This is a genomic window from Bradyrhizobium sp. CW1, from assembly GCF_023100665.1.
Lineage (GTDB): Bacteria > Pseudomonadota > Alphaproteobacteria > Rhizobiales > Xanthobacteraceae > Bradyrhizobium > Bradyrhizobium canariense_D.
Genome location: NZ_CP064684.1, coordinates 5,161,824 through 5,174,543 on the forward strand (window position 1 = coordinate 5,161,824; position 12,720 = coordinate 5,174,543).

At 66.8% G+C, this 12,720-nt stretch carries 13 protein-coding genes and 2 riboswitches; of the genes, 2 read left to right on the forward strand and 11 right to left on the reverse strand.

What is annotated here, in order from left to right; translation table 11 throughout:
- Nucleotides 1-8 precede the first annotated feature (8 nt).
- Entirely contained in the window at nucleotides 9-2,366 is a 2,358-nt protein-coding gene (locus IVB54_RS25350; protein WP_026233635.1) for a TonB-dependent receptor, read from the reverse strand.
- Nucleotides 2,367-2,481: 115 nt separating this feature from the next.
- A riboswitch (cobalamin riboswitch) is annotated at nucleotides 2,482-2,684 on the reverse strand.
- Nucleotides 2,685-2,756: 72 nt separating this feature from the next.
- Between IVB54_RS25350 and IVB54_RS25355 the strand changes: the two genes are divergently transcribed.
- A complete protein-coding gene (locus tag IVB54_RS25355; protein WP_018458674.1) occupies nucleotides 2,757-3,329 on the forward strand; it encodes a histidine phosphatase family protein in 573 nt (190 codons plus the stop codon).
- Here IVB54_RS25355 and cobT read toward each other — a convergent pair whose 3' ends face one another.
- The 8 genes from cobT to IVB54_RS25395 all read right to left on the reverse strand — a co-directional run bounded on the left by cobT (nucleotide 3,330) and on the right by IVB54_RS25395 (nucleotide 10,536).
- Nucleotides 3,330-4,382 carry a nicotinate-nucleotide--dimethylbenzimidazole phosphoribosyltransferase gene (gene cobT / locus IVB54_RS25360; protein ID WP_247300151.1) on the reverse strand — a complete coding sequence of 351 codons (1,053 nt, stop codon included), beginning with the start codon at nucleotides 4,380-4,382 and terminating at the stop codon, nucleotides 3,330-3,332.
- 15 nt (nucleotides 4,383-4,397) lie between these two features.
- The gene (gene cobF, locus IVB54_RS25365; protein WP_018458672.1) at nucleotides 4,398-5,147 is read right to left on the reverse strand and encodes a precorrin-6A synthase (deacetylating); all 750 of its coding nucleotides are present in this window, start codon (nucleotides 5,145-5,147) and stop codon (nucleotides 4,398-4,400) included.
- A gap of 45 nt (nucleotides 5,148-5,192) precedes the next feature.
- Nucleotides 5,193-5,870 (reverse strand): energy-coupling factor ABC transporter permease, encoded by a 678-nt coding sequence (locus IVB54_RS25370; RefSeq protein WP_018458671.1) that lies wholly within the window; start codon nucleotides 5,868-5,870, stop codon nucleotides 5,193-5,195.
- 36 nt (nucleotides 5,871-5,906) lie between these two features.
- Nucleotides 5,907-6,127: riboswitch (cobalamin riboswitch) on the reverse strand.
- A 45-nt stretch (nucleotides 6,128-6,172) separates the two neighbouring features.
- Nucleotides 6,173-6,904, reverse strand: a complete 732-nt coding sequence (gene cobA, locus IVB54_RS25375) for a uroporphyrinogen-III C-methyltransferase (protein ID WP_018458670.1) — start codon at nucleotides 6,902-6,904, stop codon at nucleotides 6,173-6,175.
- A complete protein-coding gene (locus tag IVB54_RS25380; protein ID WP_018458669.1) occupies nucleotides 6,901-8,211 on the reverse strand; it encodes a cobyrinate a,c-diamide synthase in 1,311 nt (436 codons plus the stop codon). Before IVB54_RS25380 ends, cobA begins: the two co-directional genes overlap by 4 nt.
- The gene (gene cobM, locus IVB54_RS25385; RefSeq protein WP_018458668.1) at nucleotides 8,211-8,993 is read right to left on the reverse strand and encodes a precorrin-4 C(11)-methyltransferase; all 783 of its coding nucleotides are present in this window, start codon (nucleotides 8,991-8,993) and stop codon (nucleotides 8,211-8,213) included. Before cobM ends, IVB54_RS25380 begins: the two co-directional genes overlap by 1 nt.
- A complete protein-coding gene (locus tag IVB54_RS25390) occupies nucleotides 8,990-9,358 on the reverse strand; it encodes a cobalamin biosynthesis protein (RefSeq protein ID WP_018458667.1) in 369 nt (122 codons plus the stop codon). Before IVB54_RS25390 ends, cobM begins: the two co-directional genes overlap by 4 nt.
- Complete coding sequence (locus IVB54_RS25395) at nucleotides 9,355-10,536, reverse strand: bifunctional cobalt-precorrin-7 (C(5))-methyltransferase/cobalt-precorrin-6B (C(15))-methyltransferase (RefSeq protein ID WP_018458666.1); 1,182 nt, start codon at nucleotides 10,534-10,536, stop codon at nucleotides 9,355-9,357. Before IVB54_RS25395 ends, IVB54_RS25390 begins: the two co-directional genes overlap by 4 nt.
- Between IVB54_RS25395 and IVB54_RS25400 the strand changes: the two genes are divergently transcribed.
- On the forward strand, nucleotides 10,535-11,281 hold the full coding sequence (locus IVB54_RS25400; RefSeq protein WP_018458665.1) for a cobalt-precorrin-6A reductase: 747 nt from the start codon (nucleotides 10,535-10,537) through the stop codon (nucleotides 11,279-11,281). The two genes, IVB54_RS25395 and IVB54_RS25400, sit on opposite strands and share 2 nt — an antisense overlap.
- Here IVB54_RS25400 and cobJ read toward each other — a convergent pair.
- Nucleotides 11,257-11,991, reverse strand: a complete 735-nt coding sequence (gene cobJ, locus IVB54_RS25405; protein WP_018458664.1) for a precorrin-3B C(17)-methyltransferase — start codon at nucleotides 11,989-11,991, stop codon at nucleotides 11,257-11,259. The two genes, IVB54_RS25400 and cobJ, sit on opposite strands and share 25 nt — an antisense overlap.
- Nucleotides 11,988-12,719, reverse strand: a complete 732-nt coding sequence (locus IVB54_RS25410; protein WP_026233633.1) for a precorrin-2 C(20)-methyltransferase — start codon at nucleotides 12,717-12,719, stop codon at nucleotides 11,988-11,990. The genes cobJ and IVB54_RS25410 overlap by 4 nt, the downstream gene beginning before the upstream one ends.
- Nucleotide 12,720: the final 1 nt, after the last annotated feature.

Sequence of the window (12,720 nt, forward strand, 5' to 3'; positions counted from 1 at the left end):
TCAGCATCCTACCATTTGAATGCGGCCGAGAGTTCATAGGTGCGCGGTGCACCCAAGAGGATCTGGTCGGGATAGAACGGATCGCCCCAGATCGCATAGCGCTTGTCGGCGATGTTGCGCACCCGGAAAGTCAGGCGAGCCTGGTCGACCGCGTTGAACACCGTCTTCGGGATGTCGACGAAGGCATAGACGTCCGCGACAGTGTAGGCCTTCATCGTCACGACATTCGCATCGGTGTTGTAGCGGTCGCCGACGTGACGGCCGGTGACGCCGACTTCCACGGGCCACGGCGTGAAGAACCGATACGACGCTCCGGCATTCGCCACGACGCGCGGCACGTTCGGCGGCGTGTTGCCGGAGAACGAGCCGCCGACAAAATTAAAGTCGGCGTAGCGCGCATCGACATAGGCGATGTTGCCCCAGAGACGCAGGGGACCGATCGGACGCACGGACGCGGCAAGCTCGACGCCCTTCGATTCCTGCCGTCCGGCAAGGTTGAGCTGCATGCCGCCGGCCGCGGCATAGACGTTCTTGCGCAGGATGTCGTAGGCCGAGAACGACCACTCCGCCCGGTTGTCCCAGAACAGGTGCTTGACGCCGGTCTCGTAGGTGCGCGCGGTGGTCAGGTTCAGCGGATCGGTCGGATTGAGCAGGAAGATGTTGTTGGCCGAGATGTCTGCGCCGGTGGCGTATTGGCTGAAAAAGGTCAGGCCCGGTACGGCTTCCCAGGTGTAGCCGATACGGCCCGTGGTCGGGACCCAGGATTGCGAGAACGGGAAGTTCGCCTTCTCCAGACCGAACTTGTCGGTCGAATTGCGGTCGAGCCCGATATGCTCGACGCGCAGGCCGCCGACCAGCGCAAAGGTCCGTGTCAACTTCAACCGGTCCTCGAACGACAGCGCCTCATTGTCGATGCGCGCGGTCTGCTGCTGAATGGTGAGCAGGCCGTAATAGCCGCGAGGCGGATCGACCAGCGGAACGGAATCGCCGGGGAAATTTGCGGCGCCCGGCCTCACGAAATCAAGGTAGCTTGAGGAAAGCGTCGTGACCAAACGGTTGTCAAAGCCGGCGATATTCGCATCCCAGATCAAATCGGTGACGTTGCCGACCAAGCGTTGGCTGTGCGCGACATAGAAGCGCTCACGATCGACCATGTTGGTCCCGGAATTGAACGCCTCTATCTCATTGTTGAACCATGTGCGCTCAGCTCCGTAAGCATAGGCTTGACTTTTCAGCGTCAGGTCGGGCGCCAGATTCAGCTCGAAACCGCCGCGCAGCCACACCTCCTTCGCTACGTTCCTGTTGTCGAGGACGTTGTAGTTAGTATTGAAGGTGCGGTCGTCGATCGTGACGGCACCGAGATCGGTTTTGTTGTAGTTCGAGACGTAATTGCCGGAAACGATCCCCGTCGTCGCATGCGAGCCGCTGAAGGCAATCGGCACCAGCGGCGCACCCCAATAGGCTTTCGAGCGATCTTCCCGATACTCGATCGCGCCCCAGACCTTGAGGCTGTCGGAGATGCGGTAGTTGAGCTGGCCGGAGACATTGAGCGTCTTGGTGTTGGTGTCGTCGGCAAAGCCGTTGAGCGAGGAACGGCTGACGTCGAAGCGGTAGTCCAGCCCCTGCACATTGGTGCTGCCGCCCGAGCCGTAATGCGCCCGGAACGAGTTCAGCGAGTCCCAGGAGAAATCCGCCTCGTTCCGGATCGGACCGGTGTGCGGCTGCTTGGTGACGAAGTTGATCGCGCCGCCGGCGGCGCCCTCGCCTGACATCAGTGATGCCGGACCCTTCAGGAATTCGACAGCCTCCAGATTGGCCGTGTCCATGATCCGCGAGGTCATGTTCTGCGGACCGATCTTGATGCCGTTGTAGAGCGTGTTGATCTGGCTGTTGGTGAAGCCGCGCATGGAGAAAGCCGAAGGCTCGGCCGGATTGTCGCCGGCTGTGACGCCCACCGCTCCGTGCGCGACGTCGGAGACTGTGCGGTAGCCCTGCTCGCGCATGGTTGCGGCCGAGATCACCTCCACGGTCGCGGGTGTTTCTCGCACGGTCAGGCCGAGGCGCGAAGCGCTTTCGGCGACGGCATTGGTGTTGAGCGGCGTCTGTGCCGCCGTGGTCGGCACGACGGGCTTGGGCACTGCGGATGCAGTCCCCGGCCGGCGCGCTGCTGCGCGGCGTGAGCTCTGCGCGTCCCGTCCGGCCGGGCTGGACTGCCTGCGGGATTGTGGCGCCGACACCTCGACGGGCGGCAGTGGCTCGCGGGCCTGCTGCGCCAAGGCCGCTGGCATGTCGATGGCGACGAAAGATGTGAGAGCGGCGGATGCCAGTAGGAAACGGCGTGGTCGTACGATACGAAGGGAATACACGGTCTTGGACCTCGGAGTGACGTCAGTGGCACGTCACCGCGAACCAGGGTCCCATCGTCCGGCTTGCAGCCTTCCGATGAAGCCGAATGTCTGTACTCCCCGACCGACATCTTCGCGTGTGACCACGGCTGACGGCAGGTCTCCTGGCTCGCGGGTCAGTACCTTGCATCGCCTTCCCGGGACCGAGATACCCAGTGGCTCGTGACGCAAGATTCGCCGCTTACAGTTGCGGGGGCAGCCACGGCATTGGGGACAAACTCCCCGCACCGCATTCCCTTTTCATCCCCTCTCGGGGAAACCGTCGCGAGCATCTAGGATTACGATCCAGACAGAGTCAATGTGCCAGTTGCGGCGTTATTGCCACAACGACCAGTTTCCTTGGAGATAAGCATGGGAGGCGAGACCTTCCTCTGGCTGATACGGCACGCGCCCGTCGATGGCGTCGCGGGGACGATCCATGCGGCCGACGCACCGGCCGATCTCGGCGCTCGGGCGCAGCTGGAGGCACTGCGGCAGCGCCTGCCACGGGACGCCGCGAGCTATGCGAGCCCGTCGCGGCGCACCGTCGAAACGGCCCGCGCGCTGGGGCTCGAGCCGCTGCAGCTGGACGAATTCAGCGAGCAAGACTTTGGCGACTGGACCGGCCGTCGGCATGACGAACTCGCCGCGACCGGTGGCGAGGCCTATGCACGGTTCTGGAGCGATCCGGCGCGCGGACGGCCGTCCGGCGGCGAAAGCTTTGAGGAACAGGTCGCGCGGGTCCGCCTGGGTTTGTCGAAGATCGGCACCGGGGCCGCAACGCTCGTCGTGCATTCCGGCACGATCCGGGCGGCGCTGTGCATCGCGCTCGACCTGACGCCACAAGCGGCCCTGCGCTTCGTGATCGATCCGCTGTCGCTGACCAGGATTGACCGGCTCGCGACCGGCTGGCGCGTCGTCTCCGTCAATCAGCGGACGATTTGATCAGGCCGGACGATCAGGCACATTGGCCTGCGCAAAGGTCGCCATGCCGTTGTGGAGCGCGCAGGCCGACCGCACAAGCGGCAGCGCGATGGCCGCGCCCGATCCTTCGCCGAGCCTGAGATCCAGGCTGATCAGCGGCTGCACGTTCAGCGCGCGGAGCACCAGCCGATGCCCCTGCTCCGCCGACTGGTGCGAGGCCAGCAGGAACAGCTGGCACGAAGGGTTGAGCCGCACCGCCGCCAGCGCCGCGACCGACACGATGAAGCCGTCGATCAACACGGGGATGCGGTGCTGTGCAGCCGCGATAACGGCACCGCAGATGGCGGCGATCTCGAGACCGCCGACGGCGCACAGGATCTTTTCGGGCGCAGCGCCCGCAATGTCATGGCGTGCGATTGCAGCGTCGATCACCCGCGCCTTGTGCGCACGGCCGGCCGCGTCGATGCCGGTACCGCTGCCCGCGATCTCCGCGGCGCTCACGCCGAGCAAGCCGGCCGCGATCGCCGCCGATGTCGTGGTGTTGCCGATGCCCATCTCGCCGAAGATCAGAAGATCGGGCTGCCCGGCCTGTGCGCGCGTCACCGCACGTCGGCCGGCTTCGAACGCAAATGCCAGCTCCGTGGGGGTGAGCGCAGCTTCGACGCTGAAATCGCGCGTACCGCTGCGCGGCTTGTCGGTCACGATTCCAGCCATCTCCTCCTGCGCCAGCGTGCCGGCGTCGACGACCTCCAGGCTGGAGCCCAGCTCACGCGCCAGCACCGAGATTGCGGCACCGCCGGAGGCGAAGTTCGCCAGCATCGCGATCGTCACTTCCTGCGGATAGGCCGAGACGCCCTGCGCGACGATGCCGTGATCGCCGGCGAAGATGATGATCGGCACCCGCGCCGCGCGCGGCTGCTCGGTTGCTTGCAGGCCCGCAAGCTCGATCGCGAGCTGCTCGAGCCGGCCGAGCGCGCCGGTCGGTTTCGTCAGTTGCGCCTGCCGCGCCACCGCCGCCCCGCGATGGACTGCGGAGATATCGGGGCATTGTTGGGTGACCCATTCGGGGAGCATGCTGCCTCGCTTGCCTCACAGCCTGCGCTTGAGGATGTAACTGTCCATGATCCAGCCGTGCCGTTCGCGCGCCTCTTGCCGCACGGCGACGATGCGCGGGCCGATCTCGGCCAGCGCGCCGGACATCACGATCTGATCGGGCATGCCGAGATAGGCCCCCCACCAGATGTGCAGGCCCGCCGGATCAAGCGACTGGAACGCCGTGCCGCCGTCGAGCATCACCACCACGGTATCGACACCTGCCGGCCAACCGCCATCGCGCAAGCGGCGTCCGGTCGAAACTAGAAAGGGCTCGCCGATGTCGTTGAGCGGCAACGCATGCGCCGCACACAGCGCCTGGATCGAGGTGATGCCGGGCACGACCTCGATCTTTGGCGAGGGATTGAGCCGCCGCGCAATGCGCAGCGAGGAATCATAAAGCGAGGGATCGCCCCAGATCAGCAGCGCGACCTTGCCCTCTCCTTCGAGATGATCCCCGATCGTCTGCGACCAGACGGCGGCCACGGCATCATGCCAATCGTCCACGCCCTTGCGATAGTCCGCTTCAGCGGCGTCCCGCACGGGCAGATCGAACTCGGCAATGCGGGTCGTGTCGCTGGTGAGCAGATCGGCGCAGATCGTCCGCCTGAGATCGGCGAGGTCGGACTTGGCCGTCCCCTTGCGGGGGATCAGGACGAGATCGGCCGCGTTGATGGCAGTAATCGCGGCACGCGTGAGCTGCTCGGGATCGCCGCAACCGATGCCTATCAGAGAGAGCGTGAGCATGGTGGCTGCGAAGGGCGGCCATCATGGCCGCCCGTTCGCTTGTCTCTAGGCCGCGCTGTGCAAACGCGGCGTGACGAGACCGGGCGCGGTGACGCCGCGCAGCGACTTTGCCAGCGCGAGCACGCCGAGATCGGCGAGCGGCTCAATCACGATGACCAGCGCATAGGACGCCGCGAAGGTCGCGATGTTGGCGAGGTTGGTCGCGCCGAAGCCGGAGCCATAAATCGCCCAGAACGCCACCCAGGCGATGACGCCCGCCTGATAGGTCGTCGAAAGCGCCAGCGCCTGGCGGTACTTCAGATCGACATAGGCCGTGTTGCTCGAAATGATCCGCGTGGCGATCGCCTGGATTCCGAACAGCGGCACCAATAGCGTGGTGACGTTCATGCCATATTGCGGCAAGTCGGGCGGCTCGAAGAAGATGCCCTGGAACAGCAGGCCAAACGCGAGGCCGAAGGCCGCAGGCGCCGCGCCAAACAGCAGGAACAAGGTCGAGCCGAGGATGAAGTGCACTTCGGAGACGCCGACCGGGAAGTGCGGCAGGATCTCGAAGAAGATAAACACAAGTCCCGTGGTGGCGAGCGTCCGCGCCGCGAACGACGTGATGCCCTGCTCGCGCACGGTCTCAACCGCGAGCTTCAAGGCAACGCCGCCGACGGCAATGCCGGTTGCATAACTCAGCACGAGCTTGGCGTCCGAGACTAGTCCGGGTTCGATATGCATGGCTCAGATCCTTCTTGCCGTCACACCCGACGGCCTTGGCCTCAAAACATGCACGGCCGGTCTCCTGGCTCGCGGTTCACTGGGAGTCTCCGGCCTTCCCGGGCCTCGCGGCCCAGTGGCTGATCGAAGTCCCTCACCGCTTACAGTCGCGGGGGCGGCTGGGGTTTTGGGCGCCGCAACTGGGTCCGCCCATCCCCATTCCCGATTATGCTCCGGCGCTTTGCGCCGCATCGAGCACCATGCGTCTCCTGTGTGCCTCTTTCGCCGGCCGGGCGTCAAGGGGCGACGGGCGGACGAGGCGGTCATGACGGATAATTCCCCGCCAGCGCGCCGAACAGGATGACGGCCGCCGTGGAGGCCGCTCCGCCCCGCGCAAGCTGCTCTGCAAGTTCCGAAATGGTGGTGCGGACCAGCCGCTCATCGGGACGGCCGAGCGATTCGGCAAACAACGCCGGCGTGGTTGGGGCGAGCCCGTGCTCGATCAATTTGACGACCAACGCCGGAAACGTCCGCCGGCCCATATAGACCACGGTCGTCGCCTCCGGATCGGCCAGCGCCGCCCAATTGAGATCTGGCGGCAGCTCGCCGGTGACGTCCGCCCCGGTCACGAACTGCACGCGGCGCGAGGTGTGACGCCGGGTCAGCGGAATGCCGGCTTGCGCGGCGGCGACACAGGCCGAGGTGACGCCGGGAATGATCTCGTAGCCGATGCCCGCTTCACGCAGCGTCTCGAGCTCCTCCTCGAGCCGGCCAAAGATGCCGGCATCGCCCGACTTCAACCGGACCACGCGCGCGCCTGTCACGGCATAGTCGACCAGCAGGCGGTTGACATGGTGCTGCTTGGTCGAGGCCCGCCCTGCCCGCTTTCCCACCGCGACGAGATTGGCGCCGGGCCGGGCCAGATCGAGGATCGCGCCTGAAGCAAGATCGTCATAGAGCACAACGTCGGCCTCGCGCAGCCGCGCTGCACCCTTGAGCGTGAGCAGCTCGGGATCGCCGGGCCCGGCGGAGACAAAGGAGACAAAACCGCTCACCGGTCCTCCGCGATCAGATGGAAGAACGTGCCGGTGGCTTGTCCCCGCCGCGAGCCGGTCTCGGCAATGACCGCACCTGTCGCGTCGTGCACGACCGCCAGCGCCGTGTCGGGCTGCGCGACTATGGTCGAATAGTGGAATTCATGGCCACGCAGGCGTGCACCCGCCTGATGACCCGGCATCGGCGCGGCGAGCTCGGCCAGACGATAGCCCAGATGCATGCGGCGCTTGGCAAAGCTCGTCTCCAGGCCGAGCAGGCCCGTCATCTCGTGGCTGATGCCATCGGCGTCGGTCAAAGCGGTGCCCAGCACCATATAGCCCCCGCATTCGCCGTGCACCGGGCGCGTCTCGGCGAAGGCGCGCAATCCGCTGCGGAAGCGCGCATTGGCAGCGATCCTGCCGGCCTGCAGCTCGGGATAGCCGCCAGGCAGCCAGCACACATCGGCGACCGGATCAGGGGCTTCATCGGCGAGCGGCGAGAATGTCGAGATCTCCGCACCCGCCGCGCGCCACGCTTCCAGCATGTGCGGATAGACGAAGGAGAACGCGGCATCACGGGCAAGCGCAATGCGCTGGCCGGGCGGCGTCACGTTGACGCCGCTTGCGGCAGGTTGCGGCGACCAGGTGGCCGCCGAACGCAGCACCGCGTCGAGATCGACATGCTCGGCAACGAAGCGCGCGGCCTCGTCGATCAGCTTGCCGATTTCCGCCTGCTCCTCGGCCTGCACCAGTCCGAGATGCCGCTTCGGCAGGCTGATCTCGGCATGGCGCGGCAGCGCGCCGAATACGGCGATGCCGGCATCCAGCAGCGCGCGCCGCACGAGGGCTTCGTGGCGCGGGCTGGCAACGCGATTGAGCACGACGCCTGCAAGGCGCACACCGGGGCGGTAGTCGCGAAGGCCCGCCGCGATCGCGGCCGCCGTTTGTGCCTGTCCTGAGGGATCGATCACCAGCAGCACCGGCCAGTCCAGCATCTCCGCGATGTCGGCGGTCGCCCCGGTGCCGCAGACGCCACGCGCGGCGACGCCGTCGAACAGACCCATCGAGCCTTCGGCCAGCACGACATCGGCGTCAATGCCGCGACTGACGAGATGCGAGATTGTCCCGCGATCCATCGCCCAACTGTCGACATTGACCGAGGCGCGTCCCGTCGCGGCGGCATGAAACGCGGGATCGATGTAATCGGGGCCGCTCTTGAAGCACTGCACCCGCAATCCGCTGTTGCGCCAGGCGCGAGCAAGCGCCAGCGTCAGTGTGGTCTTGCCGACGCCGGAGGCCGGCGCGGAGATAACGAGCCCTGCCGCCATCACGACACCTCCGGAAAGCGCGGCTCGGCGCCGACCGGCCGATAGCGGCGGTCATAGTCGGCAGCATAGAGACGGCTCTCGGAAAAATCCGCCGAGCCCAGCGTCTTGCCGACCAGGATCAACGCGGTGCGCTCCATCTCGCCCCCGACCGCAGCGTCGAGTGTTGCGAGCGTGGCGCGGATGATGCGCTGCTCGGGCCAGCTCGCACGCCAGACGATCGCGACCGGGCAATCCGCGCCATAATGCGGCGTCAGCTCAGCGACGACCTTGTCGAGCAGATGAATCGACAGATGGATCGCGAGCACCGCGCCGGTGGCGGCGAAGGCGGCAAGCTTCTCGCCTTCGGGCATCGCGCTGGCGCGGCCCGGCGTGCGCGTCAGCACCACGGTCTGGGCAAGGCCGGGCAGCGTCAGCTCGGCCTCCAGCGCAGCCGCGGCGGCCGAGAAAGAGGGAACGCCGGGCGTGACCGTGTAGGGAATGTCGAGCGTGCGCAGGCGGCGGAGCTGTTCGCCCATCGCCGACCAGATCGAGAGATCACCGGAATGCAGCCGCGCAACGTCCTTGCCATCGGCATGGGCGGCGGCGATCTCCGCGACGATCTCATCGAGCGACAGCGGCGCGGTGTTGACGATCCGCGCCCCGGGCGGGCAATGCGCCAAGACGCCCTCGGGCACAAGTGAGCCAGCATAGAGGCAGACCGGACAGGCGGCGATGAGATCGCGGCCGCGCAACGTCAGCAAGTCAGGAGCGCCTGGCCCTGCCCCGATGAAATGCACCGTCATGCGCCGTCTCCTTCCGCGATCGCCGCGGTCGCGGTGCGATCCTGCGAGACCACCCGCGTCGCAATCAATCGCGCGCGAGGTCCGGCCGCTGCGAGCGCCGCCGCCTCGGCAACCGATCCCGTCCCGAACTTTTCCACGACGAGCTTTGACTGCGTCGGCGTGTCGATGCCAACAAGCATTTCGGCGGCAACCGCCTTGATCGGCAAGCCGCATTCGCGCGCGAGCTGCTTCAACACCTCCTCGTCGGCCTTATCGCTGACCGTCGCCACTGCTGCGAGGCCTTCGGGACCACCGGCCGCCAGAAGCGCCTCACGCAGCGAGGCCAGCGTGACGTCCCGCTTGAATCCGAGCCCGGCGACCTTCATCGGACCGCGCTCCATTGCACCACGGGCCGCACGGCCTCCCAGGACCGGTAGCGGCCGAGCGAAGCGGCATGCGCAATCTCGACCCGCATCAATTCGCCGCCCTGGCGCTGGTGCAGCTCACCGAGCAACGCTTCCGTCTCCAACGTTACTGAATGCGCGACCAGCCGCGTACCGGGCGAGAGCCGCGGCCAGATGGCGTCGAACATCGCGATGTCGAGACCGCCGCCGATGAACACGGCGTCAGGCCCGTCCAGCGTAGCAAGGGTTTCAGGCGCTTTTCCCGCGATGACTGTGATCCGATGTGCCAACCCGAACGCCGTCGCATTGCTGCGAATGTTCGCTGCGCGATCCTCGCGCGCCTCGACGGCGATCGCGGTGCCCCCGCACAGCGTCCACTCGACCGAGATCGAGCCCGAGCCCGCACCGATGTCCCATAGCCGTTCACCGGGACGCGGCGCCAGCGCCGAAAGCGCGAGCGCACGGACCGGACGCTTGGTGATCTGGCCGTCATGGACGAAGAGTTCGTCCGATAGTCCCGAGCTGTGGGGGATGCCCTGCGCGCCCGCCGCCTCAACGGCTACCGCGACCAGATTTCCGGCAAGATCGCCTGCGAAGCTGTCGGCGCGATGCGCGTTGATCCTTTCGCGCGGCCCGCCAAGCGCAGCGAGTGTCCAGAATGCCGAGGCACCCCATCCGCGCGCCGTCAGCCATTTCGCGAGATCGCCTGCCGCCTTTGCGTCGCGCACGAGACAAATGATGCGTGCCCCTCGCGCCAGGTGTGGCACGAGACGCTCGAATGGCGCGGCGTGGAGACCGAGACAGGCAACGGATTCCAGACGCCAGCCAAGCCGCGCAGCAACGAGCGAGAATGTCGAGGGAGCCGCATACGCGATCCATTCGTCGCCATGGAGCTTCTCGGCGAGGCTCGCGCCGGCCCCGTGCCAGAACGGATCGCCGGAGGCGAGCACCGCCGTCGGGCGACCACGGCAGCTCAACACGATTTCTGCATCGAACGGCACCGGCCATGGACGGCCGCGCCCGGTTATGCCGGCGAGTGCAAGATGCCGTTCACCGCCAAAGACAGTTTCGGCATCATCGAGCGCCTTTCGGCTTGCCTCGGACAGCCCGGCAAGGCCATCTTCGCCGATACCGATGATGGTCAGCCAGGGATCAGCCATGACGCGCGCCCTCATTCTGGGCGGAACGGCCGACGCGAGCCTGCTCGCGGCGGAGATCGCGCGCGCCGGCGTCGATGCCGTGTATTCCTATGGCGGCCGCACCCGCGCGCCCGCCGGTCAGCCGTTGCCGACGCGGATCGGCGGTTTTGGCGGCGCAAGCGGACTTGTCGATTACATTGGTCGGGAACACATCACGCATGTAATCGACGCGACGCATCCCTTTGCCGCCGAGATGAGCCGCAATGCGGTCGCGGCATGTGCGGAAACCGGCACGCCGCTGATCGCTCTCGAGCGAGCGCCGTGGACCAAAGCGCCCGGCGACAACTGGATCGAAATACCTGATGTCGACGCCGCGGTCACCGCACTGCCTGAAGTGCCGGCAAATGTGTTCCTCGCCATCGGCCGCCAGCACATCGCGCCGTTCGCGACCAAGCCGCAGCACGCCTACACGCTGAGATTCGTCGATCCGCCCGATGCGCCGCTGCCCTTCGCCGCGGACGTCATCGTGTCGCGTGGGCCGTTTACGCTTGAGGGCGAACTGGAGATGCTGCGCGCGCGAGGCATCACCCGGATCGTCGCCCGCAATTCCGGCGGCGACGGCGCGCGCGCCAAGATCGACGCCGCCCGCAGGCTCGGCCTGCCCGTGATCATGATCTCGCGGCCGCAACTGCCGGAACGCTTGCGGGTCGAGAGCGTGGCCGAGATCATGCAGTGGCTCGGTCATCGGGCCTGCCTCGGCGCATAGACCCAGCGGCCGACGCGGCGTGTCTGCGAGTTGCCGACGATCACCAGCGTGCGCATGTCGGCCATCTCGGGCCGGGCTTCGTTCAGCCTGACGGTCTCGATCTTTTCGTCGGCGGCGCTGATCGCGCGCGCGAAAATCACAAGACGGTCGCCACAGCCGGCCTCGTTCAGCACCGCGAGCGCACGGCCAAATCCTTCCGGCCGGCTCGCCGAGCGCGGATTGTACATCGCGATGGCAAAATCGGCTTCCGCGGCGAGCCGCAGGCGCTTCTCGATCACCGCCCACGGCTTGAGATTATCGGAGAGATTGATCGCGCAGAAATCATGGCCGAGCGGTGCGCCGGCGCGCGCGGCAGCCGCCAGCATCGCAGTGACGCCGGGCAGCACGCGGATCGGCAGCTCCTGCCATTGCGGCGCCTGTTCGAGCGCCTCGAACACGGCGGACGCCATCGCGAAGACGCCGGGGTCGCCGGAGGACACGATGACGACTTGGCCGCCTTCGGCGGCGAGCCGCAGCGCCTCGCTCGCGCGCTGCAGCTCTTCGCGATTGTCGGAAGGATGCAAAGTGAGCCCTGCCCGCGCTGGCACGCGCGCGACATAGGGCGCGTAGCCCAGAATGTCGGTCGCGGCGGCAAGCGCGGCGGAGACCTCGGGCGTCACCAGCGCAGCGCTGCCCGGGCCGAGGCCAGCGATGGTCAGCGTGCCCGTCATTCGGCGGCGTCCGGATGCCGGCCCTTGCCGTGCACGAGCACGATCGCAAAATAGGGGCAGTCGGCGGCGTCGATCTCCGCAAGCCGCACCACGCGCTCGCCCGGCATGGTGCCGCGCTCGACCAGCCACGCATCGTCCAGCCGTCCGGCGGCAGCGAGCGCGCGGCGCACTTTCGCGAGATTGCGCCCAGTCTTCATGATCACGAGCGCATCGGAATCGCGCATGCGGCGTTCGAGCTCGTCCTCGGCGAGCGTGCCCATGAGCACCGTCGTCACGTCGTCGCCGAGCGCAATCGGCTGTCCCACGCCATTCCAGCAGCCGACCATGCCGGGAATGCCGGCGATCACCTCGATCTCGACGCGGCCCTGCAGGCGCATGTGCAGATGCATGAAGGAGCCGTAGAAGTAAGGATCGCCCTCGCAGAGCACGACGACGTCGACCGCGCGCGCCAGCCGCGCCAGTCGCTCCGCCCATTCGTCGTAGAAGCCGGCAAGCAACTGGACATATTCAGGCGTGTCGAAGGCGATCTCGGTCGTAACAGGATATTCCATCGGATATTCGGTGACGTCGGCAGCCAGCATGCCCTCGACGATGCGGCGCGCCTGGCCGGGCCGGCCCTTTTTGCGGAAATAGGCGACATGCCTCGCGCCGCGCACCGTGCGATCGGCGCGCACGCTCATCATATCAGGGTCACCGGGGCCGAGACCGCAGCAGATGATGCGTCCCATC

Bases quoted from the DNA above. Each gene is read 5' to 3' on its own strand.
- IVB54_RS25355 (WP_018458674.1), top strand. From the start codon at position 2,757: ATGGGAGGCGAGACCTTCCTCTGGCTGATACGGCACGCGCCCGTCGAT.
- cobT (WP_247300151.1), bottom strand. From the start codon at position 4,382: ATGCTCCCCGAATGGGTCACCCAACAATGCCCCGATATCTCCGCAGTC.
- cobF (WP_018458672.1), bottom strand. From the start codon at position 5,147: ATGCTCACGCTCTCTCTGATAGGCATCGGTTGCGGCGATCCCGAGCAG.
- IVB54_RS25370 (WP_018458671.1), bottom strand. From the start codon at position 5,870: ATGCATATCGAACCCGGACTAGTCTCGGACGCCAAGCTCGTGCTGAGT.
- IVB54_RS25380 (WP_018458669.1), bottom strand. From the start codon at position 8,211: ATGGCGGCAGGGCTCGTTATCTCCGCGCCGGCCTCCGGCGTCGGCAAG.
- cobM (WP_018458668.1), bottom strand. From the start codon at position 8,993: ATGACGGTGCATTTCATCGGGGCAGGGCCAGGCGCTCCTGACTTGCTG.
- IVB54_RS25390 (WP_018458667.1), bottom strand. From the start codon at position 9,358: ATGAAGGTCGCCGGGCTCGGATTCAAGCGGGACGTCACGCTGGCCTCG.
- IVB54_RS25400 (WP_018458665.1), top strand. From the start codon at position 10,535: ATGACGCGCGCCCTCATTCTGGGCGGAACGGCCGACGCGAGCCTGCTC.
- IVB54_RS25395 (WP_018458666.1), bottom strand. From the start codon at position 10,536: ATGGCTGATCCCTGGCTGACCATCATCGGTATCGGCGAAGATGGCCTT.
- cobJ (WP_018458664.1), bottom strand. From the start codon at position 11,991: ATGACGGGCACGCTGACCATCGCTGGCCTCGGCCCGGGCAGCGCTGCG.
- IVB54_RS25410 (WP_026233633.1), bottom strand. From the start codon at position 12,719: ATGGGACGCATCATCTGCTGCGGTCTCGGCCCCGGTGACCCTGATATG.